Genomic DNA, 23,304 nt, shown 5'->3' with positions numbered 1-23,304 from the left:
ACGATACGTATCGACTCGCACCGCTGTTAGATTGACCGGCATGGTAGAGAACCGGCCACCCGACCCCAGCCGTCGCAGTGAACGCTCGCGCCGTGCGATCCATGACGCGGCGCTCGGCCTGGTCGGCGAGGTGGGCTACGCCAGGACCACCATCGAGGCCATCGCCGCACGTGCCGGCGTCGGGAAGCAGACGATCTACCGGTGGTGGCCCTCCAAGGCCGCCGTCCTGCTGGACGCCTTCATCGCCCTCGGCGCCCGGGTCGCGGAGCAGGGCGGCTCGGGCGCCGGGCAGGGAATTCCGGACACCGGTGATCTCGCCGCCGACCTCAAGGCCGTGCTGCGGGCCACCGTCGACGAGCTGACCGACCCCGCCTTCGAGGCTCCGACCCGGGCGCTGACCGCCGAGGGGATCGTCGACCCGCGGCTGGGCGCCGAATTCGTCCAGAAGCTGCTCGATCCGTCCCTCCGGCTCTATGCCGCACGGCTGCGTGCCGCCCAGGAGGCGGGACAGGTGCGCGCCGACGTCGACCCGCGGATCGCCCTGGAACTCCTCGTCGGCCCGCTCACGCACCGCTGGCTGCTGCGCACCCTCCCGCTCACCCACGCGTACGCGGACACGATCGTCGACTACACCCTGCGTGGGCTGACGCAGCCCTGAGACGCACCCGTCATTTCACGACAACACGTGTCATAGTGCCCGGCTCGTGGTGGTGTGCCGCGTACCCCGCTTCGGAACTCCGGCCACCCGGGGCGCAGGATGGTGGGACCATGGACAGGGGCAACGCTGAGGTGAGGGGATAGATGGGCGCCGATTTCGGCCGCTATCGCGGCTCAGAGAGCAGATTTTCCCAATGGCTTCGCCGCCGACCCAAACCGCAGCAGAGCGAGGTCGACGACTCCGCCCGGGAGGCGCTGCTCCTGGCTGTCGCCGAGGCCGGAATGCCGATCGCGCCCGCCGCCCATCCGGTCGGCTACCGATGTTCGTGCGAGCGCATCGGCTGTCCCACTCCCGCCCGGCACCCCATCTCCTTCGCCTGGCAGACGCAGTCCACCACCGACCGCGCCCAGATCGAGCGCTGGGCCCGCAGCCAGCCGCAGGCCAACTTCATCACCGCGACCGGCATGATCCACGACGTGCTCGACGTGCCGCTGACCGCGGGCGGCCAGGCGCTGGAGCGGCTCCTCGCCGCGGGCATCGACGTCGGCCCCGTCGCCCGGTCCGGCGACGACCGGATGCTCTTCTTCACCGCCACCCGCGGTACGCCCGAGGACGAGGACGAGTGGTGGCCGTGCGAGCTGGACTGCCACCCCGAGACCATGGACGAGCATCCGGGACTGCGGTGGCACTGCCGCGGCAGCTATGTGCTCCTGCCACCGGCCAGGCTTCCCGGTGAGCTGGACATGGGGTGGGTGCGGGGGCCGGAGAACCCGCTGCCCGATCCGCTGACGCTGCTGGAGACGCTCACCGACGCGTGCGCGCAGTACGCGGACGCGGCGGACCAGAGCGATCTCGACCACGACTCGGTGGCGTGGCCGACGAGCCGCTGAAGAAGGTGCCGGCCGGCTCGGCGAAGCCGGCCGCCCCGGTCACGAGCCCTTCGCCGCCGTCAGGCCCGGCAGCCGGTTCAGCATGGCCACCTTGCCGTCCTTCGCACCCTTCTTCGGCACGTACACCAGCTGGCTGGAGACCCGCTCCTTGGTGAGGGTGGACTTCACCTCACCGGTCAGCAGCGCCTCCACGTCCGGGTTGAGCGGCGGACGCAGCCCCTTCGCCGCCGTCTGCCGTTCGAAGTGCTTGCTGCTGAAGAAGACCAGCGCCCCGCCGTCCTCGGTCTCCAGGCCGAGCGGGGCGAACGTACCGCCGTCCAGCGGCCGGTCGATGTACTGGTACGAAAAGCCCGCCCGCCGGGTGGTGCGGCGCGCCTCCCGCCAGCCGGACGTGGCGGTGCCGGGAGCGAAGACGTCCGGCGCGCCCTTCTGCAGGTACTCCGTGTACTGGGTGCCCAAGTCCTTCGGTGCCACGGCCAGTTCGGAGCTGTCCGCGGCCACCGGCTCGGCGCGGCCGTCGTCGTCCACGGCGACGGCGGGCAGCTGGGACGGTGCGACGACCGACAGGTAGGCGGTCTTCCAGCCCGCGCCGGGCCCGGACTTGACGAAGACGAGCAGCCAGCGGGTGTCCAGCTTCCCGCTGTCCTCGTCACGGTTGGAGTCGGTGTCCGCGAGGAACCAGCGCGGCCAGCCGGCCTTCTTCGGGATGAGGTACCGGGCGTCGGTCAGCTCCAGCGGCTGGTGGTTCGCGTTGCCGTCCGGGTTGTTCCTCTGCCGGGCCTTCAGCCCGGCCTGGTTGATCGCGCCGAGCGGGCCGGTGACCCGGTCCGCGTCCAGAGCCGGGTCGTAGGCCTTGTCCGCCGCGTTGTACGCGGTGGTGAAGTCCTTCAGGGCCCGGGCGGCCTCAGACCTGGTTGCCGCCGGCACCACTGCCAGCTCGCCGTGCACCGTCACGCACCCGCTCGCCGTCAAGGACAGCACCGTCGCCGTCGCGAGCCCCGTCGCCAGCCGAATCGGCCTCAGACTTCTCATCCGCTGCTTTCCGCGCCTTCTGGTCCGTCGCCCCCACTGACCGTCCGAACCCTACCGGGGCGAGGAACAGCGCGAGGGTGGGGATCAGATACAGCGCCCACACCGTGACCTGGAGAACGGTCGGGTCGGGCTGGAAGTTGAACGTGCCCTTCAGCAGCGTGCCGTACCAGCTGTCCGGCGGGATCGTGGCGCTGATGTCGAACGCCTGGTTGTGGATGCCGCCGATGAACTCGGCCTCCTGCAGGTCGTGGACGCCGTACGCGAGTACACCTGCGGCGACGACCACCAGCATGCCGCCGGTCCAGGTGAAGAACTTCGACAGATTGATCTTCAGCGCACCCCGGTAGAACAGCCAGCCCAGGACGACGGCGGCCGCGATTCCGAGGAACGCGCCGATCATCGGGTGCCAGCCGTCGTCCGCCGCGTGTACCGCGCGCCACACGAACAGCGAGGTCTCCAGGCCCTCCCGGCCCACCGCGAGGAGCGCCGTGGCGACCAGCGCGCCGGTCCCCATCGCGAGTGCCGCGTCGAGCTTTCCGTGCAGCTCGGTCTTGAGATGCCGCGCGGTGCGCCGCATCCAGAAGACCATCCAGGTGACCAGGCCGACCGAGACGATCGACAGCGTGCCGCCGAGCGCCTCCTGGGCCTTGAACGTCATCTCCTGCGAGCCGAATTCGAGGCCGGCGCCGAACGCCAGGCTGACGACGATCGCGATACCGACACCGATCCAGATCGGCACCAGCTTGTTCTTGTTGCCGGTCTTCACCAGATAGGCGATCAGGATGCAGACGACCAGGCTGGCCTCAAGGCCCTCGCGCAGGCCGATCAGGAAGTTGCTGAACACGTTTCCGTTCTCCTTTGCTGCTTCGGCCCCGTTACGAGAACAGTGCCCGGCCCCACCAGTCGTCCTTGTCGCGGACGCCCGGCGGGACGGCGAAGTGCGCCGAACCCACGTGCTGGATGTACTCGTTGAGTGCGTCGTGCGCCGCGAGGCGCCGCTGCAGCGGGATGAAGGCCTTGCGGGCGTCGCGCTGGTAGGCGAGGAAGAACAGCCCGGCGTCGAGCCGGCCGAGGCCGTCCGTGCCGTCCGTGAAGGAGTAGCCGCGGCGCAGGATCGTCGCCCCGTCGTTGCTGTCCGGGTGGGCGAGTCGTACATGCGCGGTCGGCAGCATCGCCTTCAGGAACGGCTCGTCGTGCTCCTTGGGCTTGCCGACCGCGGCTCCCTCGCCCTTGTCGCGTCCGAAGACGTCCTCCTGCTCCTGGAGCGCGGTGCGGTCCCAGGTCTCGATGTGCATCCGGATGCGCCGGGCCACCAGGTACGAACCCCCGGTCATCCAGCCCGCCCTGTCCTTCTCACCCACCCACACGTGCTTGTCCAGGGCGGCGGTGTCGGTGCCGGAGATGTTCCGGGTGCCGTCCTTGAAGCCGAACATGTTGCGCGGGGTCTGGGCGTCGGGCGTCGTCGAGGACGTCTTGCCGAAGCCCAGCTGGGACCAGCGGATCGCGGTGCGGCCCATGCCGATCCTGGCCAGGTTGCGGATGGCGTGCACCGCGACCTGCGGGTCGTCCGCGCACGCCTGGACGCAGAGATCGCCGCCGCTGCGGGTCGCGTCGAGGTTGTCGCCGGGGAACTTCGGGAGATCGACGAGCGCCTCGGGGCGCTTGCCCTCCAGGCCGAACCGGCCCTTGGCGAAGAGCGAGGGGCCGAAGCCGATGGTGAGCGTGAGCCGGGACGGCTTGAGGCCCAGCGCCTCGCCGGTGTCGTCCGGCGGGGCCTCGGCGAGACCGCCGTACGCACCGTCGCCGACCGCGTGACCGGCCGTCATCCGCTCGGCCGCCCGCGTCCACTCCTTGAGCAGCGCGATCAGCTCGGCGCGGTCCTTCGTCGTCACGTCGAACGCGGCGAAGTGCAGCCTGTCCTGCACGGCGGTGGCGATACCGGCCTGATGCGCGCCGTGGAAGGGCACGGCCGCCCCGCCGTCCGCGGCCGGCACCGGGTCGCTGTCGGTACGTACCGCGGCGACCGCGCCGCCGGCCGCCACGGCGCCCAGCGCGAGACCGGCGCCGCCCCAGCCGAGCAGGGCCCGGCGCGACGGGGCAAGGCCGCCGGATGCCGCCGTCGTCCCGGTGTTGTTCTGCGTCTGATCGGACATGACCGGCCCCTCCCCGTCCGTTACTTCGTCACCGCGGCGGCGAGCCGGGACAGCGGCTCGGCCAGCGCGTTGACCGCGTCCGACAGCTCCTTGCGGTCGGCCTTGCCGACCTTCTCGTACGAGGTGAACTCGTAGGAGCTCTTGTCCTTGCGGTACTTGTCCAGCAGCGTGTTCAGCGACGCGAACTGCTTGTCCAGGGACGCCGTCAGTGCCGGGTCGTTCTTCGAGGCGATCGGCTTCAGCAGCTCGTAGGACTTCTCCGCGCCCTCGACATTGCCCTTGAAGTCGATCAGGTCGGTGTGGCTGTAGCGCTCCTCCTCACCGGTGACCTTGCCGGTCGCGACCTCGTCGAGGAGCTCCTTGGCGCCGTTGGCCATCGAGGTCGGGGTGATGTCCGCCGTGCCGACCCGCTTCTGCCAGTCGAGCAGGTCCTTGTAGAGAACCGGTGCCAGGGCCTTCTCCTCGGCGCCCAGCTTCTTGTCCTGCCACAGCGCCTTCTCCAGGCGGTGCCAGCCGGTCCACTTCTGGCCGTCCTCCAGGCCGTCCTCCCGGAGGTCGACCTTCGGGTCGATGTCACCGAAGGACTCGGCGACCGGCTCGGTGCGCTCCCAGCCGAGCCGGGAGTCGGCGTAGAGCTTCTTGGCGGTCTCGATGTCACCGGCGGCGACGGCGTCCGTGAACTTCTTGGCCTTGGGCAGCGTCTCGTCGGCCTGCGCCTGGACGTAGGTGCGGTACTCGGCGACGGCCTTGTCCATCTCGGGGCTGCGCTTGGCCGCGTTGCCGCCGGTGACCTCGATCTTCTGCCGGATGCCGTGGCCCTTCATGCCGGGCTTGCAGGCGACCTCGTACGAACCGGCCTTGATCTCGGCCGTGATGTTGGCCTTGGTGCCGGGGCCGATGTTCTCGCGCTCGGCGACGATGCGGTCGTCCGGGAAGAGGACATAGACCTCGGTGACCTTCGAGCCCTTGTTCTCCACGGCCAGTTCGACGTGACCGGCCGGCAGCTTCTTCTTCGAGACCTCGCAGGAGTCGTCCTTCGCGACGACCTGTACGGCCCCGTCGCCCTTCCCGTCGCTCTTCTCGGCGCAGCCCGTGACGGCGGTCAGGGCTGCCGCCGTGGCGGCAGCGGTGACGACGGAGAAACGAACGGCTCGCATACGGGCTCCACAGAGGATGAAGGAGAAGTGGGAGAAGGTCGGACAAAGACAGGTGAGGCGGACCTAACTTAACCGAGGCTTACCTGACCGGTACCCACCTGTGCAGTGATTCAGCTCTCATCTCGGCGGTGCGAGAACGAGGCGATCACGGGTGTCTCATGGGTGTTTCATGAAATGGTCAAGTAATGGTCAAGTTCTTCGGGTCGGTACGACGAGGGGAGCCCCGGTCCGGGGGTGCGGGAACACCTCGACCGGCTGCCGGTAGACCTCGCCGAGCAACTCGCCGGTGAACACCTCGGCGGGCGGGCCCGCCACCGCGATCCGCCCGTCGCGCAGCACGGCGGCCCGGTCCGCGTACGCCGCGGCGAGCCCCAGATCGTGCAGCACGACGACGACCGCGTCCCCGGCGGCGGCCCGCTCCCGGCAGATCCGCAGCACGAGTTCCTGATGGCGCAGGTCGAGCGCCGCGGTCGGTTCGTCGAGCAGCAGCAGCGGGGCGCGCTGTGCCAGCACCCTGGCCAGCGCGACCCGGGCCCGTTCACCGCCGGACAGTGCGGAGAAGGGGCGCGGCGCGAACTCGGTGACCTCGGTGGCCGCCATCGCCGCGGCGACCGCCGGGCCGTCCTCGTCCGCGTGCCACGTCCCGGCCCACGGCGCCCGCCCCATCCGTACGACGTCCTCCACCGGGAACGGGAACGACAGCGCGGCGGACTGCGGCAGCACCGCCCGGCGCAGGGCCAGTTCGGGCGCCGACCAGTCGGCGGCCGGGCGCCCGTCGATCCGTACCCCACCGCTCTCGGCGGGCAGATCGGCGGCCAGTGCGGCCAGCAGGGTCGACTTCCCGGCCCCGTTGGGCCCGACGAGCGCCAGCACCTCGCCCGCGTGCGCGGTCAGTTCGACGGAGTCGAGCACCGGCCGCTGCCCCAGCCGCACGCACAGCCCGCGCGCCTCGGCGACGGGGGAACCGGGGGAGACGCGAACGGGCAGCCGCCGGTCCCGGGTCCGGAACGGGTTCTTCAAGGTCCTCATGCCCAACCACCTTGCCTGCGACGGGTCCTGCGCAGCAGCCAGAAGAAGAACGGGCTGCCGAGGAGCGCGGTCAGCACACCGAGCGGCAGCTCGGCGGGATCGGCGACGGTACGGGCCGCGAGATCGCCCACCACCAGCACGAGAGCGCCACCGAGGGCGCTGCCGGGAACGAGGAAGCGGTGACCGGGACCGTTCGCCATCCGCAGCAGATGGGGCACCAGCAGCCCCACGAACGAGATGATCCCGGCGACCGCCACCGCGGCCGCGGTCAGCAGTGCCACCACGAGGACGAGCACGATCCGCAGCCGCTCGACATCGACCCCCAGATGCCGTGCGGGCCGCTCGCCGAGCGCGAGGAGGTCCAGCTTCCGGGCGTGGAACGGTGCGACGAGCAGCCCGAGCACCGCGCACGGCAGCACGGCGAGCACCTTGGGCCAGGTCGCCTGCGCCAGTGAACCCAGCTGCCAGAACGTGATCTGCGAGATCTGCGCGTTGTCGGCGAAGAAGATGAACAGCCCGATCAGCGCGCCCGCGAAGGCGTTGACCGCGATACCGGTGAGGATCAGCGTCACGACCTCGGTCCGCCCGCCCGACCGCGACAAGGCGTACACCAGCAGCACGGTGGCGAGTCCGGCGGCGAACGCGCAGACGGTGATGGTCCAGTTGCCGAGGAAGTCCAGCCCGAGCGCGATCGAGGCGACCGCGCCGACCGCCGCACCGGAGGAGATCCCGATCACCCCGGGCTCGGCGAGCGGGTTGCCGAACACGCCCTGCATCAGGGCTCCCGCGCAGCCCAGCGACGCGCCGACGAGCAGGGCGAGGACGACCCTCGGCAGCCGTACGTTCCACAGCACGCTCTCACCGACCCGGTCCAGCTCGGCTCCACCGAGCCCGAGCCGGTGCTGGACCGAGCCGAGGACATCGCCGAGCGGGATGCGGTAGGCGCCGAACCCGGCGGAGAGCAGGCAGCACACGACGAGAGCGATGAGCAGTCCCGCGGTCAGGACGAAGCCGGTGGAGCGCCGGGACTTGGGCGTCCGCGGTTCCGGCGCCGCGGTGGCGGCCGGCCGGGTGCGTTCCTCGTATGCGGTGGTCACTCGGCCGCCCCGTTCTTCCGGTGGAGCTGCGCGATCAGTTCACCCAGCACCCGGTCCGTGCGCGGCCCGTAGTTCAGCAGCACGCCGTCGTCGATGGAGACGATCCGCCGGTCCATCCCGGCCGGGGTCTCGGCCACGCCCGGGATCTTCACCAGGCCGTCGACGCCGCCCACCGATTCGAGCCCCTTGCTCATCACCAGGATGGCGTCGGGCGCGGCCTTGGCGAGGGCCTCGCTGGTGATGGCGGTGAAGTCCTTCTTCAGCCCCGACGCCTTGCCCGCGTCGACGGCTCCGGCCGCTTCGATGAGTGAACCGGCACCGGACTCGCGGCCGCCCAGCAGATAGACGGAGGCCGAGCCGCGCAGGTAGAGGAATGCGACCCGCGGCTTCTCGTGGCCGTCCGCCGGAGCGGGTGCGGACTTCTGTACGGCTTCGATACGGGAGCGGGTGCGCGCGTTCAGCTCCGCGCCCGAGTCCGGCACGCCCAGGGCCGCCGCCACGGTGTCGATCCGGGGGCCGACATCGGCGAGAGCCTTGGCCGGTTCGACGACGACGAGCGGAATCCCGGCATCGCGGATCTGGCCGATGGCCTCCGCGGGCCCGGTCGTGGTGTCCGCGAGAACGACGGTCGGCTTCAGCGACAGCACGCTCTCCGCCGAGACGTCATGGGCGCGGGTCACCACCGGGAGTTCCGCCGCCTGTTCGAAGGTGGCGGTGATGTCGCGGGCCACGACCTGCTTGCCGAGGCCGAGCGTGAAGACGATCTCGCTCAGGCTGCCGGTCAGCGGAACGATGCGGTCCGTCGAGGCGATGGTGACCTCGGCGCCGTCCGCCGACTTCACGGTGACCGGCAGTTGCGGCTTCGGGGCGGTGGTCAGGGGCTCGACACGGTCGGCCGCGGCGCTCCTGGAACGGGCGGCGGGAGCGGCGGTGTCCGTACCGCCGCCGCAGCCGGTCAGGGCGAGGGCCAGGGCGACGACGGCCGTCAGCGCGCCCAGCGGGCCACGGGTCCTGACCGGCCCGCGCCCTGGCCGCCGGGATCCCTGACCCGGCGGGGCGAAGTCCTGCGAGAAGCGCACTGGGGCACCGTCCTGTCGTTCTGCGGTGAGTAGTTGGCACGGTTCTGCGAGCAATGTGGTGGAAGGGGGGTACCGCCACAGAATGTGCATAGCTTAGGTTAGCCTTACCTTATTTGCCAGACCTCGGAGGGGCCCCATGCTGTCGTCCAGACCTGCCCGCGCGCTCGCTGTCGCGCTTCTCGCGGCCCTGCTGGGAGCCCTGCTCCCGGCCGCCGCCGCGCAAGCGGCGAGCCGCACGGTGCAGGGCGGCAGGCTGGACTGGGGCATCAAGTCCTCCTTCCAGAGCTACGTCACCGGCCCCATCGCCAACGGCAGTTGGAGCCTGACCGGCGGCGCCGCCACGGTCGGCGGCAGCCAGTTCCGCTTCCACTCCGCCACCGGCTCCTACGACCCGGCGACCGGCGCCTTCGCCTCGGGCTTCTCGGGCGGGGTCCGCTTCGTCGGCCACCAGAAGTCCGACGGCAGCCATGAACTGGACCTCACCATCAGCCGCCTGACCGTCCGCACCGCGGGCGGCAACGGCACGGTGTACGCCGACATGGTCAGCAAGGACCGGGGGAGCGGCCGGGTCACCTCGACGGCCCAGGTACCTCTCGCGACGCTCGGTCTCTCCGGGATCGACATGAGGGGCGGTGCCACCCCCGTCGCCCTCGACAACGTGCCGGCGACCCTGACTTCACAGGGGGCGAAGGCGTTCGCCGGCTACTACACGGCCGGCACGCCGCTCGACCCGGTCAGCCTCTCCGTGGACACCGCCGCCCCGGCCGGGAAGCCGGCCGCGTCCAGGTCCCCCGAGAATCCGGCGGAGCCGAAGAAGGACGGGAAGGCCGCGGGCCGCTTCGAGGCCGCCGCCGTCGACTGGGGCGTGCGCCGGACCTTCCGCGAGTACGTCACCGGCCCCATCGGCAGGGGGAAGTGGACCCTCGCCGACGGCGCCCAGGACGGCGGGGCCCTCTTCCGCTTCCCGCGCGGCACGGGCACGTACGACCCGAAGGAGCAGACCCTGGACGCAGACTTCGCGGGCCGTGTCCGCTTCACCGGCGCCGACGGGCTCGACCTGGAACTCTCCGCGGTCGCGGTCCGGGTGGAGTCGGGTACGGGCACGCTCTCCGCCGACGTCCTGAGCCGTGGCGACCGGCGCGAGGCCGTCCCGCTGGTCACCTTCGCCGCGAAGGACTTCGCGCCCGAGGACGGCCTCGCCGTTCTCACCGAAGCCCCCGCGACCCTCACCTCCGACGGTGCCGAGGCATTCGGCTCGCTCTACAAGGCGGGCACCGCGATGGACCCGGTCTCGCTCGCCGTCGCCCTCGACACCAAGGCCGAACTGCCCGCCCTGCCCGACCTGGGCAGTGCCCCTGCCGCGTCGTCCGAGCCGTCCGGGGCACCCGCGGAGAAGACCGCCACGGCGGCATCGGTGTCCGAGTCCGGCTCCCGCACCGGGCTGTATCTCGGCATCGGCGGCGCGGGCGTGCTCGCCGCCGCAGCGGGTGCGCTGTATCTCGCCCGCCGCCGCGGCACCCGGCAGAACGGCAACTAGACCCCCGTCCTCCCGTTCTCCAGCCCCCCGTTCCCCCCCCGTTCCCCCGTTCCCCCCCGTTCCCCCCCGTTCTCCCTTTCCCGTTTCCCATCCCTTCGTCCCACCCCCGTTCCATTTCCTGAGGAGACCACCGACCATGGCAGCCACCCGCCGCCCCATAGCTCTCGCCGCCGCTGTCGCCACGGCAGCCGCCCTCGGCGTCACCGCGTTCGCCCTTCCGGCGCTCGCCGCCGACAGCACCGCATCCGACGGGGCACCCGCCGCGGCACCGAAGCTGGAACTGACGGACGGCACGCTGGACTGGGGCGTCAAGGAGTCCTTCCGCACGTACCTCGCCTCCTCGTTCTCCGGCGGGAAGATCACCGTCAAGGGCGGCGCCACCCAGGCGCCCGACAACGGCGTGTTCACCTTCGTCAACGGCAAGGGCACCTACGACACGGCCACGCACGGCACCGACACCGCCTTCGAGGGCGGCATCAACTTCTACGCCCACGGCGGCGTTCTCGACATCACGCTCTCGGACGTGAAGCTCTCCACGACCGGTACCGGTGGCGCGATCACCGTCGATGTCACGACCCCGGAAGGCACCCGCGACGACGTGGCGTTCGCGGCTCTCGACCTGTCGGCGGTGAAGCCGGGGCAGGGTGCGGGCGGTGCAATGGTCTTCAAGGACATTCCGGCGACGCTGACGAAGGCGGGCTCCGAGGCGTTCAACGGCCAGTACAAGGAAGGCGATGCGCTCGACCCGGCCACGCTCTCGGTGAAGGCGGTCCCGGCCCCGACCGGGAAGCCGACGGAGAAGCCGACCACCGGACCGACCGGGAAGCCGACCACCAAGCCGACCACCAAGCCGACCACCGAGCCCACGGAGCGGCCCACCTCGACCGGGTCCCCGTCCGCCTCCGCCCCGGCCACCGGCAAGCCGTCCGCCTCCGCCCCGGGCGCGATCGTCGACGGCACCCTGGACTGGGGCGTCAAGAAGTCCTTCCGTACGTACGTCACGGGGCCGATCGCTCACGGCAAGGCCGAGACGACGGCCGGTGCCACCGCGTCCGGCGACAGCTACCGGTTCCCGGACGCCACCGGCCACTTCGACGCCGGCAAGCAGACCCTGAACGCCGGCTTCGGCGGCAAGGTCCGCTTCCTGGGCCACGAGGAGAACGGCGCGTACACCCTCGACCTCTCCCTGACGAACATGAAGATCCAGGTGAATGGGGCGAAGGGCACGCTGATCGCGGACGTCTCCACCAAGGACCGCGAGACCAGGAAGGTCAGCACGTACACCGGTCTGGCCGTCGCCGACCTGAAACTGCCCCAGGGGGAACTCGCGGCCGAGGGCGGTGTGGTGACCCTCCCGTCCGTCCCGGCGACCCTCACCGCCGACGGCACCAAGGCCTTCGGCGGCATGTACCCGGCGGGCGAGCAGCTCGACGCGCCGACCATCGCGGTCGCCCTCGACAAGGACGCCGAACTGCCGGGCTCCACCGGCTCCAGCGGCTCGACCGGCTCCGCCGGTCCGGCGGACGGCTCCACGGCCCTCGGCGGCGGCAGTGCGGGCGGCGGTTCGGTCGGCGGTTCGGGCTCCCTCGCCGCCACCGGTTCCGGCATCCCGGCCGGTGCCCTGTTCGCCGCTTCGGGCGTCGTCGTGGCGGCCGGCGCCGGAGTCGTGATCGCCGCACGCCGTCGTCGTACCGCCTGATCCGTCCGCATCGCCCGGCACCACCGCCCGGGGGACGGCCCGGTCAAGGGGCCGTCAGCCGGGCGGTGCTTGAATGCCCACGTGAGCGACAGCGACTTCGACGTACCCGCGGGCATCGACGTACTGCGTGTGTTCTGCGGCCCCGACGGAAGGCACGGCAACGCCCTCGGGGTCGTGCGCGACGGGCGTACGTACCCCGACGAGGCGTCCCGGCAGAAGCTGGCCGGTCGACTGGGCTTCAGTGAGACCGTGTTCGTCGACGACCCCGAGCGCGGACACGTCGACATCTACACACCGGGGCTCCGCCTCCCCTTCGCCGGGCACCCGCTCGTCGGCACCGCCTGGTTGCTCGACCTGGAGATCCTGGAGCTGCCGGTCGGGGAGGTATTCGCCCGTCAGGACGGGGAGTTCAGCTGGATCACCGCCCGCCCGGAGTGGGCGCCGCCGCGCACGCTGGAGCGGTACGCATCCGCCGCGGAGGTCGAGGCGCTGACCGGGCCGCCACCGGGCGAGGGCTGGCTGTACGTATGGGCCTGGGAGGACGAGGCGGCCGGCCGGGTCAGGGCGCGGGCGTTCCCGCGCCGCGACGACGGCATCGTGGAGGACGAGGCGACGGGCGCGGCGGCCCTGCTGCTCAGCGCGGAGCTGGGCCGCGCCCTCAACATCGCACAAGGACGCGGCTCCCAGATCCTCACCGCACCCGCGCCCGACGGCACGGTGGAGATCGGGGGCCGCGTCCTGTTGGCGATGCGTGGCCGGGACCCGGGCGCTAGGGCCTCTCGTTTGGATCATGCCGGGCTCGCGGGGTCCGGCACGCACGCTCGCCGCGTTGTCGTCGGTCGCCATGGCTCCTTCCCCAAGCTCTCGGCTCCGCTCGAGCAGGGGAGACCCCATCTGCCTCCCTCCTCCGCCTTGCGATCGCACGCACCAGACCCCGCTCCCTGATCCGGCCTGATCCAAACGAAAGGCCCTAGGCGCTGAGCGGGAACACCTCGCCCAGCTCCCGGAACACCGCCGTGTTCAGCGCGAACGCCCGCTTGCACTCGTCGACGACGCGCTGCTTCTCCAGGTCGTCCGCGTCCACCGCGTCCAGCAGCTCGCGGTAGCCCCGCTTGAACGAGGCGGGGTTGGATATCTCCTCGAAGACGTAGAACCGCACCCCGTCGCCCTTGCGCGCGAAGCCCCAGGTCTTCTCCGCCTTGTCGCGGATGATCTGGCCGCCCGAGAGGTCGCCGAGATAGCGGGTGTAGTGGTGCGCCACGTATCCGGCGGGCCAGGTGCGGGCGCATTCCTCGACCCGGGCGGCGTACGCGGCCGTGGCGGGCAGCGGCTCCAGGCCGTCGCGCCAGCCGGCACCCCGCAGGTGGGCCAGATCGCGTTCCAGCTCGGCGGTGCGCATCAGCTCGGGCCGTATGAACGGACCGGCGACCGGGTCGTTCCGCAGTGCCCCGGCCCCCTCCTCCAGTGCCTGATAGACGAACCACAGCTGCTCGGTGTAGCGCGTGTACGCGTCCACACCGAGGCGTCCGCCGAGCAGGTCGCTCATGAAGGCCGAGGTCTCCGCCTCGGTGTGCTGCTCGTGCGACGCGGTGCGGATCAGTGTCGAGAAGGGCGTGGGGGCGGCGGTTGCGTCCAAGGCGGGCCTCCGGGGGCCGAGGGGGACGGGGAAGTCCGGAAAGAGACAGAAGCGTCGGCAGCGACTGCGTACGGCAGCGGCTGTCGACGTCTCCGATCTTCCTACTTAGGCTTACCTAAGTCAATGACTTCCCGACGGCTTGTCGGTAAAAATGCTACGCCTGGTTCCGCCTCCGTGCGGGAGGAGCGGGAGCATGCGAAAGCGGCCGCCCGGGGACGGGCGGCCGCTTTCGGTGGAGCTGTCCGGGTGGCTACGGGAGCGTCAGGATCTCGGCGCCCGTCTCCGTCACCACCAGCGTGTGCTCGAACTGGGCGGTGCGCTTGCGGTCCTTCGTCACCACCGTCCAGCCGTCGTCCCACATGTCGTAGTCATGCGTGCCCAGCGTCAGCATCGGCTCGATGGTGAAGGTCATGCCCGGCTGCATCACGGTGGTCGCGCGCGGGCTGTCGTAGTGCGGAATGATCAGCCCGGAGTGGAACGACGCATTGATCCCGTGTCCGGTGAAGTCCCGCACCACCCCGTACCCGAAGCGCTTCGCGTACGACTCGATGACCCGCCCGATCACATTGACCTGCCGCCCCGGGCGGACCGCCTTGACGGCCCGCCGCAACGACTCCTCGGTGCGCTCCACGAGCAGCCGGGACTCCTCGTCCACGTCGCCGCAGAGGTACGTGGCGTTGTTGTCGCCGTGCACACCGTTGATGTACGCCGTGACGTCGAGATTCACGATGTCGCCGTCACTCAGCACGGTGGAGTCCGGGATGCCGTGGCAGATCACCTCGTTGAGCGAGGAGCAGAGCGACTTGGGGAATCCGCGGTAGCCGAGTGTCGAGGGGTAGGCGCCGTGGTCGCACATGAACTCATGGGCGACCCGGTCGAGTTCGTCCGTCGTGACGCCCGGGGCGATGTGCTTGGCGGCCTCCGCCATCGCCTGTGCGGCGATCCGCCCCGCGATGCGCATGCGCTCGATGGTGTCGGCGTCCTGGATCTCCGGACCGGTGTACGGGGTGGGGGCCGGCTTGCCCACGTATTCGGGACGCCGGATGTTTCCGGGTACGGAACGGATGGGAGTGATCTCCCCGGGTGTGAGCAGCGACTGGCCAGACATGTCAGCGAGTCTAACCAGCGTGCGTGGGGCAGCATGGCCCCGAGGGAAGGAGCCGGAGATGGCCCTGTTCAAGAAGCGCACGGCCGGCAAGCCGGGCGAGTGGTACTACTGCCTGCAGCACCGGAAGGTCGAGGAGGGCCCCGAGTGCCCGGCCAAGGACCGCTTCGGGCCGTATGCCTCGCCGCAGGAGGCGCGGCACGCGATGGAGACGGCGCAGGAGCGGAACCTCGAATGGGAGACGGACCCCAAATGGCACGACCGGGGGGAATCCGGCCCGACCGGCGATTGAGGACCCGGGGGCCGGGGAGGAGCGGAGCCCCCGCTCCTCAGGCGGGCGGAGCCCCCCGCTCCTCAGGCGCCGGAGGGGCTGGACTCCCTCGCATCGCGCCTGCGCATCGCGTCCTCGTCCGTCTCGGAGTCGTACGTCAGCAGCTTCGGCAGGGCCGCGGTGAGCAGCGCGACCGAGGCCACGCACGCCACGCCCCCGCTCCAGATCGCGGAGCGGGTTCCCGTCCAGCCCGCCATCGCGCCGGCCCGGACCTGGCCCAGCTGCGGGCCGACGCCGTACGAGAGCACCTCGATGCCCGCCAGCCGGCCGCGCAGCTCCTCCGGGACGGTCTGGTTCCAGATTGTGGAGCGGCCGAGACCACTGAGCATGTCCCCCGCGCCCGCCACCGCCAGGCAGGCCAGGACCAGCCATACGTTGCTGAACCAGCCGGCCGCCGCGATCGCCAGTCCCCAGGCCGCCGCGCCGAACACCACGAACAGTCCGTGCCGCCGTACCCGTGACGTCCAGCCGCTGGTCAGGCCCAGCACCAGGGAGCCGACCGAATCCGCGGCGTACATCAGGCCCAGCGACCAGTCGGCGTTCAGATCGTCCGCCAGGAACGGGAAGATCGCGTTCGGGAAGGCGAAGAACATCGCTGCCATGTCGACCGCGTACGTACCCAGGAGCACCGGCCGGCTCCAGGCGTACCTCGCCCCCTCGGCTATGCCGCGCAGCGAGGGCTTTCCGCTGTCCCGGGCGGGCGGTGCGGGTGCCAGCCGCAGACACAGCAGCACGGACAGGGCGAATGTGGCCACCGTGACCGTGTACGCCGTGGCGTGCCCGGCGTAGGCCACCACCAGTCCGGCCACCGCGGGTCCGGTGATCGCGCCGAACTGCCAGCGCAGTGAATTCAGCGCGGCTGCCGCGGTCAGCTGCTCGTGCGGCACGATCCGGGCCATCAGGGAGTCCAGCGCGGGCCGCTGGAGCCCGGCGAGCGCGGAGACTCCGCCCGCGACCAGATAGAGCGGCCAGAGCATCGGGTCGGGCAGCGCGGCGTTCACCAGGAGCACGAGAGCCAGCAGCCCCAGCCCCGCCTCGGTGCCCAGGATCACCTTGCGGCGGTCCGCGGAGTCCGCGAGTGCCCCGCCGTACAGACCGAAGACGACGAGCGGCACCAGCTCGACCGCACCCATCGCACCGACGGCCAGGGGCGAACCCGTCAGGTCCTTGATCTGGAGCGGCAGCGCGATCAGCGCCATGAAGCTGCCGAAGTAGGTCACCAGGCCCTGGATCCACAGCAGCCGGAAGTCGGCGGAGGAACGCAGGGGCGAGAGATCGGGAAGCAGTGCGGCGAGCCGTCCTGCCGGTGAGGGGGCTGAGGTCACGAGAGGTGATGGTCAGGTGCTACAGGTGCCTCGTGCAACAGATTTTCCTGACGGCGCCTCGGTGAACCCTGCGGTCCTGGTGCCCCGGCGGCTCCCGCCGCGGCTCCCGGGCTCTCACCACCGGGCCGGCGGTGGCGCCGTCAGCTGGTCGGCCAGCCGGGACAGCCGGTCCCGGAAGCGACGGTTCCGGCGCGGCGCGGGGGCACTGTTCTCCCCGGCCGCCGCGCTCACCAGATGCTGCACGGTGTCCAGGTCGATGTCGTCGGTGCCGGTCACCGCGAGCGTCTCGTGGGCGAGCCCCCGCACGTCCGGATCACCGTCGCCCAGCGAGAGGACCGTCGCCCCCGCCCGGCGGGCGTCGCACACCCGCTCCAGCAGCCCGGCGCCGGGCCGCTCCGGGGCCACCAGGAGCAGCGTCTCGCCCCGCCCGGCCGTCTCGATCCGCCCCAGTCCGACGGCCAGATGCGCCGGATCGCCCGGCTCCACCCGGTGGCGTACCAGGGTGGGTGTCAGTTCCGGCAGTCCGGACCAGGCGGACTCGTCGACCAGGTGGGCCGCCAGATGCCACGGCTCGTACGCCGCCGTCCCCACCAGCAGCAGCCCGCCGCCGTGCGGGACGACGGACGACTTGAGCGCCCCGGCGAACCGCCGGGCGGCGGTGGGCCACTCGGTCCCGGCGAGCACTTCACGCAGCAGGGCGACGCGTACGGCATCCATGGCCCGGCATCATGCCGCAGGGGCCGTCCCCCGCACCGGTGAACGGCACCGAACCAGCCGGACGGGGGCAGGAGCCGTGACGGATATCGCAGGGCTACGACGCTGCGTTCCCCGCCATGGCGCGCAGTAGTGTCGGGCACATGACTACGAACGAGAGCGGCAGCGCACCCAAGCCCCCCGCCAAGGACCCCTGGGACCTCCCCGATGTGTCCGGGCTGACCGTCGGTGTGCTCGGCGGTACCGGGCCGCAGGGCCGCGGACTCGCCTACCGGTTCGCCCGCGCCGGGCAGAAGGTGATCATCGGCTCCCGCGCCGCCGACCGTGCCCGGGCCGCCGCGGACGAGCTGGGCCAGGGCGTCGAGGGCGCCGACAACGCGGAGTGCGCGCGGCGCAGCGACGCCGTGATCGTCGCCGTGCCGTGGGACGGCCACGCCAAGACCCTGGAGTCGCTGCGCGACGAGCTCGCGGGCAAGCTCGTCATCGACTGCGTCAACCCGCTCGGCTTCGACAAGAAGGGCGCCTACGCCCTGAAGCCCGAGGAGGGGAGCGCCGCCGAACAGGCCGCCGCCCTGCTGCCGGAGTCCCGGGTCACCGCGGCCTTCCACCACCTCTCGGCGGTGCTGCTCCAGGACGAGGCCATCGAGGAGATCGACACCGACGTCCTGGTGCTCGGCGAGGCCCGCGCCGACACCGACCTCGTACAGGCGCTGGCGGGCCGGATCCCCGGCATGCGCGGCATCTTCGCCGGGCGGCTGCGCAACGCCCACCAGGTCGAGTCGCTGGTCGCCAACCTGATCTCGGTCAACCGCCGCTACAAGGCGCACGCCGGTCTGCGTACCACCGACGTCTGAGAGTGTTCCCGGCCCACCCTGCGGTGAGCGGAAAGGGGCATGAGGGACACTGGACGGGACCGTGCATCACCCGGACAGGAGCCGCTCCCCATGCCCCGCCTCGCTCTCTACGCCATCGCCGTCTGCGTCCTGGCCGTCGTCGCGGCCGTGATCTCGTTCGTCCAGGGCAGCTGGCTCGGGATCGTCTGGGTGCTGCTGGCCGGGCTCTCGTCCAACATGGCGTGGTTCTATCTGCGCCGACGGCGCGCGGAGAGCGCCGCGGGCTAGAGGCTTTCGTTCACGATCGCGCCGGACCCCGCGGGCCCGGCGCAACCCGGACGAGAGGCCCTGGGGTCTTCGTGCGGACCTGACCGCGGGGGCGGCCCGGCCGGAACGGGAGTCCCCGGTGACCACGGGGCGGCCGCGGACCGCCACGGGTCAGCCGCCGGACGCGCAGACCGGATCGGCCGCCCGCCAGAAGCGGTAGGTGTCGAATCCGCAGTACGTCGTGAATTCACTGATGCCCAGTGTCCGCAACAGCGCGTGGATCGCGTCGAAGAACGCGTGGTTGACCTCGGGGATCCACAGCACGCCGAAGACCGCGATCAGCCCGAACGGGGCGAACGGCTCCACCTGTTGGCGGATCCGGTACGAGAGCCAGGGTTCGATCACGCCGTAGCCGTCCAGACCCGGCATCGGGACGAAATTGAGGATCGCCGCGGTGACCTGGAGCAGCGCCAGGAATCCCAGCGCGTACTGGAAGCCGACCGGCACGCCGTCCAGTGCGTGCAGCCAGAACGGCGCCGTGCACACGATCGCGAACAGTACGTTCGTCAGCGGTCCCGCCGCGGAGATCAGACTGTGCTTCCAGCGACCGCTGATCCGGCCCCGCTCGATGAAGACCGCACCGCCGGGCAGCCCGATGCCGCCCATGATCACGAACAGCACCGGAAGAATGATGCTCAGCAGGGCATGGGTGTATTTCAGTGGATTCAGGGTCAGATAACCCTTCGATCCGATGGAGATGTCCCCGCTGTGCAGCGCGGTGCGGGCGTGCGCGTACTCGTGCAGACAGAGCGACACCACCCAGGCCGCCGTCACGAAGAGGAAGACGGCGACTCCGGGCCGCTGCGCGAAATCCGTCCACACCGCCCAGCCCGACACCGCCGCCACGGCGACGATCGCGAGGAAGACCGGGCTGATCCGCCGGTCGCGGCGGGCTGCTGCGGTAGGCATCGGTGAACTCCTGGTGGCCGGCCGGAAGGTGGACGGGGAGGTGCGCGGCGAGAGCGACCGTACAGGCGACACGTCACAAACGTCTCGCGTCGGGGCAGTGGTTCCATGAAGGCTGGGGCCATGAAGAGCGATCCCGGCAGACGGCGGACACCGCGCGCACGGCGCACAGGGGCGCGTCCGCACATATGTGCACTTCCCGGTCACGGTCACGGAGAATAGGCGCGTGCGCTACTGCATCCTCGGGACCACCCAGGCACTCCGCGACGACGGCACGGCCGTCACCCTCGGCGGGGCGCGGCTGCGTGCCCTGCTCACCGTCCTCGCGCTGCGGCCCGGCCGCACCGTTCCGGTCGCCGTGCTCGTCGACGAGGTGTGGGACGGCGACCCGCCGGCCGACGCGGTGGGCGCCCTGCAGGCGCTCGTCGGACGGCTCCGGCGGGCCCTCGGCCATGCGGCGATCACCTCGGCGGAGAGCGGCTACCGGCTCGCCGCCGAGCCGGACGCGGTCGACCTCCACCGTTTTGAGCGGCTCGCGGGGGAGGGGGTGCGGGCGCTGGAGGAGGGCGACGCGGCCAAGGCCATGACCGTGCTCGACGACGCGCTCGCCCTGTGGCGCGGACCGGCCCTGGCCGATCTGCCCGACCGCGGCGCTCCCGCGGCCCGCTGGGCCACCCGGCGGCTGGACGCCCGCCGCGGCAGGCTCGCCGCGGCCCTCGTTCTCGGGCGTGCGGACGAGGCCCTGCCCGAACTGGTCGCCCTGTGCGCCGAGCACCCGATCGACGAACCCCTCCAGGCGCTGCGACTGCGGGCCCTGCGCGATGCCGGGCGCACGGCGCAGGCGCTGGCCGCGTACGACGAGGTGCGCACCGTGCTCGCCGACCGGCTCGGCGCCGACCCCGGGCCCGAACTGCGCTCCCTGCACGCCGAGTTGCTCCGCCAGGAACCGGAAACGCGGGTGAGTCCGACGGGCCCGGCCGCCGACGCCGCGACGGCCGCCGACGCCGCGACGGCCGCGGGGGCCGTGCCCGCCACAGCGGCCCCGACAGCCGCACCGGCCACAGCGGCCCCGACAGCCGCACCGGCCGCACCGGCCGTCACGGCCATGCCCGTCACGGCCATGCCCGTCGCGGCCGCCGCCGCGGTCCACCCGCACCGGCCTCCGGCCGCCGCCCCGCAGGGAAACCTCCGGGCCAGGCTCACCAGCTTCGTCGGGCGCGAGGGGGACATCGACGCCCTGCGCGCGGACCTCTCGCACGCCCGGCTGGTCACCCTCCTGGGCCCCGGCGGCGCGGGCAAGACCCGGCTCTCCCAGGAGGCCGCCGAATCCGTCGCTCCCGCCTGGCCGGACGGCGTCTGGCTGGCCGAACTCGCCCCCGTCGACGACCCCGAGGCCGTACCGGAGGCCGTGCTGACCGCGCTCGGCGCCCGCGAGACCGTGCTGCGCGGGGCGGGAGCCGAGGAACTCCGGGTCGCCGAAGGGAACGTGGGCGACCCCCTCGTACGCCTCATCGAGCACTGCTCCCGGCGCCGCATGCTGCTGCTCCTGGACAACTGCGAGCACCTCGTCGGGGCCGCAGCCGCCCTCGCCGATCATCTGCTCACCCACTGTCCGGAACTCACCGTGCTCGCGACCAGCCGTGAACCCCTCGGCGTGCCCGGCGAGTTCGTCCGCCCCGTCGACCCGCTTCCCGACCCGATGGCGCTTCGGCTGCTCGCCGACCGCGGTGCCGCCGCACGGCCCGGATTCCGGATCGACGCCGACGAGGAGACCGCGGCCGCCGCCGCCGAGATCTGCCGCCGCCTCGACGGACTGCCGCTCGCCATCGAACTCGCCGCCGCCCGGCTGCGGATGCTCACGCCGCGTCAGATCGCCGACCGGCTCGACGACCGGTTCCGTCTGCTCACCAGCGGGGCGCGCACCGTACTGCCCCGTCAGCAGACCCTGCGCGCCGTCGTCGACTGGTCCTGGGACCTGCTCGACGCCTCCGAACGCGCCGTCCTGCGCCGTCTGTCGGTCTTCTCGGGCGGCTGCACGCTGGCCGCGGCCGAGGCCGTCTGCGCGGACGGACCGCGGGACGCGCGCGAGGTCGCGGGGCTGCTCGGCTCGCTCGTCGACAAGTCCCTCGTCGTCGCCGCGCCCGCCGACGACGGCGAGATGCGCTACCGGCTGCTGGAGACCGTCGGCGAGTACGCCGCCGAACGGCTCGACTCGGCGGCGGAGCGGAACACCGTGGAGCGGCGCCATCTGGTGTTCTTCCGGGAACTGGCCCGTACCGCGGAACCCGGACTCCGCGGCGCCGGACAGCGGTCCGTCATCGAACTCCTCCAGCGCGAGTACGAGAACCTCCGTACCGCCCTGCGCCGTGCCGTCGCCGCCCGCGACGAGCAGGAGGCGCTCTGCATGGTGCTGTCGCTGTGCTGGTACTGGCAGATGCGCGATCTGCGCACCGACGCCCTGCAGTGGGCCGACGCGGCCGCCGCGCTGGGCCCCGACCCCTTCGCCCCGCCCGCCGAGCCCGCGCCGTCCATCCACGAACGGTGCATCGACGCGCCACCGCCCATGTCGCCCGAACTGCTCCAGGAGGCGCGGCGCGAGGTCGCCCTGGTCCAGCTGGTCAGCATGGACCACGCCAGGGACGTGTGGGTCGACGAGAAGGGCATGGCCCGGCTGCGTGTCATCGCGCAGACCTACACGGCGGGTCAGCCACAGACCTGCCGTACCCCCGCGATGCTCTGGTTCTTCGCGATCATGATCACCGGTGACGTCGGCGAACTGCGCGAGCTGCTGGACGAAACGGTCCGCGCCAGCCGGGAGTACGGCTACGAGTGGGAGCTGGCCGGAGCCCTCCAGATGCGGGCGAACGTACTGGCCAACCGGACCGACTGGGCGGGCGACGCGCAGGCGGACGCCGACGAGAGCCTGGAGATCTTCAGCCGGCTCGGCGACGACTGGGGCGCCGCCGAATCGCTCTCCTCCCGGGGCGAGGCCAGCGAGAGACGGGGCGACTACGCGCGCGCGGCCGAGGACTTCCGGGCCGCCATCGGGTACGCGGAAAGGCTCGGCGCCCAGTCCCAGGTGTCGGTCCTGCGCGCCAGATACGCGTCCGTCCTCACCGAACTGGGCCGCGGCTACGAGGGCGAGAAGATCCTGCGCGAGGTGCTCGCCGAGGAGCACCGGGCGAGGCACGAGGCGAGGCCCGCCGCCCGGCTCTACCTCGCCCTGTGGCTGGGCCGCAGTGGCCGCACCGGTGAGGCGCGCGAGCAACTGACGGTGCTGCGCGAGGAGTTCCGTGCCGAGACGGTGGCGATCTTCGAGGGGTTTGTGCTGGGCGCGCTGGCCTGGCTGGACAACCAGGACGGGCTGTACGCCGAAGCCCTGCCCCGGGGCCTGGAAGCGCTGACGCGGTCCCACGACCCGCTGTCGCAGATGGTGGCGCCGCACATGTCCGTCGTCCATCTCGTCACCCTCGCCCGGACGCTGGCCGGGATCGGCGGCGAGCAACGGGCCGTGCTTGCCGCCCGGTTGCTGGGGGCCGCCAAGCAGTTGCTGCCCCGGGAGCACGTACCGACGTCGATGGAGCGGCACGACTACGTCCGGACGGAAGAAATGGCCGTCGCCGTCGTCGGCCGGACCGCCTACGAGGCCGCGTACGCCGGGGGCGGCGGTCTCTCCCTGGAGGAGGCCACCGCCCTCGTCGACGCGTACCGGGAATGAACCGCGGCCCGGACCACGGGCCGGCCGCGTACGTACCGACGCCGGCCTCCGGCCGGCCCGCGGTCCGGCACCGGCACC

The 23,304-nt window shown here is 71.8% G+C and carries 20 protein-coding genes and 1 pseudogene; 9 read left to right on the top strand and 12 right to left on the bottom strand.

All coding sequences use genetic code 11. The annotated features are described in order from the left end of the window. Positions 1–40: 40 nt before the first annotated feature. Both ACF08M_RS05290 and ACF08M_RS05285 read left to right on the top strand, forming a co-directional pair. A complete protein-coding gene (locus ACF08M_RS05290; protein ID WP_392183871.1) occupies positions 41–658 on the top strand; it encodes a TetR/AcrR family transcriptional regulator in 618 nt (205 codons plus the stop codon). A 143-nt stretch (positions 659–801) separates the two neighbouring features. Continuing rightward, positions 802–1,548 (top strand): bifunctional DNA primase/polymerase, encoded by a 747-nt coding sequence (locus ACF08M_RS05285; protein ID WP_392183870.1) that lies wholly within the window; start codon positions 802–804, stop codon positions 1,546–1,548. 39 nt (positions 1,549–1,587) lie between these two features. On the opposite strand, the gene ACF08M_RS05280 is transcribed toward ACF08M_RS05285, so the two are convergent. The 7 genes from ACF08M_RS05280 to ACF08M_RS05250 all read right to left on the bottom strand — a co-directional run bounded on the left by ACF08M_RS05280 (position 1,588) and on the right by ACF08M_RS05250 (position 9,095). Continuing rightward, entirely contained in the window at positions 1,588–2,502 is a 915-nt protein-coding gene (locus tag ACF08M_RS05280) for a hypothetical protein (protein WP_392183869.1), read from the bottom strand. Beyond that, entirely contained in the window at positions 2,453–3,424 is a 972-nt protein-coding gene (efeU, locus tag ACF08M_RS05275; protein ID WP_392183868.1) for an iron uptake transporter permease EfeU, read from the bottom strand. Before efeU ends, ACF08M_RS05280 begins: the two co-directional genes overlap by 50 nt. Before the next feature lie 31 nt (positions 3,425–3,455). Further along, a complete protein-coding gene (gene efeB, locus ACF08M_RS05270; RefSeq protein ID WP_392183867.1) occupies positions 3,456–4,733 on the bottom strand; it encodes an iron uptake transporter deferrochelatase/peroxidase subunit in 1,278 nt (425 codons plus the stop codon). A 20-nt stretch (positions 4,734–4,753) separates the two neighbouring features. After that, a complete protein-coding gene (efeO, locus tag ACF08M_RS05265; protein WP_392183866.1) occupies positions 4,754–5,890 on the bottom strand; it encodes an iron uptake system protein EfeO in 1,137 nt (378 codons plus the stop codon). Between the two features lie 189 nt (positions 5,891–6,079). Beyond that, the gene (locus ACF08M_RS05260) at positions 6,080–6,919 is read right to left on the bottom strand and encodes a heme ABC transporter ATP-binding protein (protein WP_392183865.1); all 840 of its coding nucleotides are present in this window, start codon (positions 6,917–6,919) and stop codon (positions 6,080–6,082) included. Next, complete coding sequence (locus ACF08M_RS05255; RefSeq protein ID WP_392183864.1) at positions 6,916–8,016, bottom strand: FecCD family ABC transporter permease; 1,101 nt, start codon at positions 8,014–8,016, stop codon at positions 6,916–6,918. Before ACF08M_RS05255 ends, ACF08M_RS05260 begins: the two co-directional genes overlap by 4 nt. After that, positions 8,013–9,095: a hemin ABC transporter substrate-binding protein gene (locus ACF08M_RS05250; RefSeq protein ID WP_392183863.1), complete on the bottom strand. Its 1,083-nt coding sequence runs from the start codon at positions 9,093–9,095 to the stop codon at positions 8,013–8,015. Before ACF08M_RS05250 ends, ACF08M_RS05255 begins: the two co-directional genes overlap by 4 nt. Positions 9,096–9,231: 136 nt before the next feature. On the opposite strand from ACF08M_RS05250, the gene ACF08M_RS05245 reads away from it, so the two are divergent. The 3 genes and pseudogenes from ACF08M_RS05245 to ACF08M_RS05235 all read left to right on the top strand — a co-directional run. Next, positions 9,232–10,632: an HtaA domain-containing protein gene (locus tag ACF08M_RS05245; RefSeq protein WP_392183862.1), complete on the top strand. Its 1,401-nt coding sequence runs from the start codon at positions 9,232–9,234 to the stop codon at positions 10,630–10,632. A 136-nt stretch (positions 10,633–10,768) separates the two neighbouring features. Continuing rightward, complete coding sequence (locus ACF08M_RS05240; RefSeq protein WP_392183861.1) at positions 10,769–12,331, top strand: HtaA domain-containing protein; 1,563 nt, start codon at positions 10,769–10,771, stop codon at positions 12,329–12,331. Positions 12,332–12,400: 69 nt separating this feature from the next. Continuing rightward, positions 12,401–13,087: pseudogene (locus ACF08M_RS05235) on the top strand (PhzF family phenazine biosynthesis protein); the annotation flags it as partial. A gap of 214 nt (positions 13,088–13,301) precedes the next feature. On the opposite strand, the gene ACF08M_RS05230 reads toward ACF08M_RS05235, so the two are convergent. Further along, positions 13,302–13,967 carry a heme oxygenase (biliverdin-producing) gene (locus tag ACF08M_RS05230; protein WP_392183860.1) on the bottom strand — a complete coding sequence of 222 codons (666 nt, stop codon included), beginning with the start codon at positions 13,965–13,967 and terminating at the stop codon, positions 13,302–13,304. Between the two features lie 250 nt (positions 13,968–14,217). Continuing rightward, entirely contained in the window at positions 14,218–15,075 is an 858-nt protein-coding gene (gene map, locus ACF08M_RS05225; protein ID WP_392183859.1) for a type I methionyl aminopeptidase, read from the bottom strand. A 58-nt stretch (positions 15,076–15,133) separates the two neighbouring features. On the opposite strand from map, the gene ACF08M_RS05220 reads away from it, so the two are divergent. Beyond that, complete coding sequence (locus tag ACF08M_RS05220) at positions 15,134–15,364, top strand: hypothetical protein (protein WP_392183858.1); 231 nt, start codon at positions 15,134–15,136, stop codon at positions 15,362–15,364. Between the two features lie 62 nt (positions 15,365–15,426). On the opposite strand, the gene ACF08M_RS05215 is transcribed toward ACF08M_RS05220, so the two are convergent. Together ACF08M_RS05215 and ACF08M_RS05210 are read right to left on the bottom strand one after the other, a co-directional pair. Next, positions 15,427–16,728, bottom strand: a complete 1,302-nt coding sequence (locus tag ACF08M_RS05215) for an MFS transporter (RefSeq protein ID WP_392183857.1) — start codon at positions 16,726–16,728, stop codon at positions 15,427–15,429. 114 nt (positions 16,729–16,842) lie between these two features. Continuing rightward, positions 16,843–17,445: a hypothetical protein gene (locus tag ACF08M_RS05210; protein WP_392183856.1), complete on the bottom strand. Its 603-nt coding sequence runs from the start codon at positions 17,443–17,445 to the stop codon at positions 16,843–16,845. Between the two features lie 140 nt (positions 17,446–17,585). Here ACF08M_RS05210 and npdG point away from each other — a divergent pair, with 140 nt between their 5' ends. Both npdG and ACF08M_RS05200 read left to right on the top strand, forming a co-directional pair. After that, entirely contained in the window at positions 17,586–18,296 is a 711-nt protein-coding gene (gene npdG, locus ACF08M_RS05205; RefSeq protein ID WP_392183855.1) for an NADPH-dependent F420 reductase, read from the top strand. Positions 18,297–18,386: 90 nt separating this feature from the next. After that, positions 18,387–18,563 carry a hypothetical protein gene (locus tag ACF08M_RS05200; RefSeq protein WP_392183854.1) on the top strand — a complete coding sequence of 59 codons (177 nt, stop codon included), beginning with the start codon at positions 18,387–18,389 and terminating at the stop codon, positions 18,561–18,563. A 150-nt stretch (positions 18,564–18,713) separates the two neighbouring features. On the opposite strand, the gene ACF08M_RS05195 is transcribed toward ACF08M_RS05200, so the two are convergent. Next, complete coding sequence (locus tag ACF08M_RS05195) at positions 18,714–19,511, bottom strand: site-2 protease family protein (protein ID WP_392183853.1); 798 nt, start codon at positions 19,509–19,511, stop codon at positions 18,714–18,716. A 223-nt stretch (positions 19,512–19,734) separates the two neighbouring features. On the opposite strand from ACF08M_RS05195, the gene ACF08M_RS05190 reads away from it, so the two are divergent. Next, complete coding sequence (locus ACF08M_RS05190) at positions 19,735–23,226, top strand: BTAD domain-containing putative transcriptional regulator (RefSeq protein WP_392183852.1); 3,492 nt, start codon at positions 19,735–19,737, stop codon at positions 23,224–23,226. The last annotated feature ends 78 nt before the right edge of the window (positions 23,227–23,304 follow it).

Origin of the sequence: Streptomyces sp. NPDC015032 (assembly GCF_043080425.1) — a bacterium.
In the GTDB taxonomy this organism is placed as follows: Bacteria; Actinomycetota; Actinomycetes; order Streptomycetales; family Streptomycetaceae; genus Streptomyces.
Note: the sequence above shows the minus strand (reverse complement) of the source record. Positions and strands in the feature narration are given on the sequence as shown.

Bases quoted from the DNA above. Each gene is read 5' to 3' on its own strand.
- ACF08M_RS05210 (WP_392183856.1), bottom strand. From the start codon at position 17,445: ATGGATGCCGTACGCGTCGCCCTGCTGCGTGAAGTGCTCGCCGGGACC.
- ACF08M_RS05200 (WP_392183854.1), top strand. From the start codon at position 18,387: ATGCCCCGCCTCGCTCTCTACGCCATCGCCGTCTGCGTCCTGGCCGTC.
- ACF08M_RS05240 (WP_392183861.1), top strand. From the start codon at position 10,769: ATGGCAGCCACCCGCCGCCCCATAGCTCTCGCCGCCGCTGTCGCCACG.
- ACF08M_RS05285 (WP_392183870.1), top strand. From the start codon at position 802: ATGGGCGCCGATTTCGGCCGCTATCGCGGCTCAGAGAGCAGATTTTCC.
- ACF08M_RS05245 (WP_392183862.1), top strand. From the start codon at position 9,232: ATGCTGTCGTCCAGACCTGCCCGCGCGCTCGCTGTCGCGCTTCTCGCG.
- ACF08M_RS05260 (WP_392183865.1), bottom strand. From the start codon at position 6,919: ATGAGGACCTTGAAGAACCCGTTCCGGACCCGGGACCGGCGGCTGCCC.
- ACF08M_RS05220 (WP_392183858.1), top strand. From the start codon at position 15,134: ATGGCCCTGTTCAAGAAGCGCACGGCCGGCAAGCCGGGCGAGTGGTAC.
- ACF08M_RS05195 (WP_392183853.1), bottom strand. From the start codon at position 19,511: ATGCCTACCGCAGCAGCCCGCCGCGACCGGCGGATCAGCCCGGTCTTC.
- map (WP_392183859.1), bottom strand. From the start codon at position 15,075: ATGTCTGGCCAGTCGCTGCTCACACCCGGGGAGATCACTCCCATCCGT.
- efeO (WP_392183866.1), bottom strand. From the start codon at position 5,890: ATGCGAGCCGTTCGTTTCTCCGTCGTCACCGCTGCCGCCACGGCGGCA.
- efeB (WP_392183867.1), bottom strand. From the start codon at position 4,733: ATGTCCGATCAGACGCAGAACAACACCGGGACGACGGCGGCATCCGGC.
- ACF08M_RS05290 (WP_392183871.1), top strand. From the start codon at position 41: ATGGTAGAGAACCGGCCACCCGACCCCAGCCGTCGCAGTGAACGCTCG.
- npdG (WP_392183855.1), top strand. From the start codon at position 17,586: ATGACTACGAACGAGAGCGGCAGCGCACCCAAGCCCCCCGCCAAGGAC.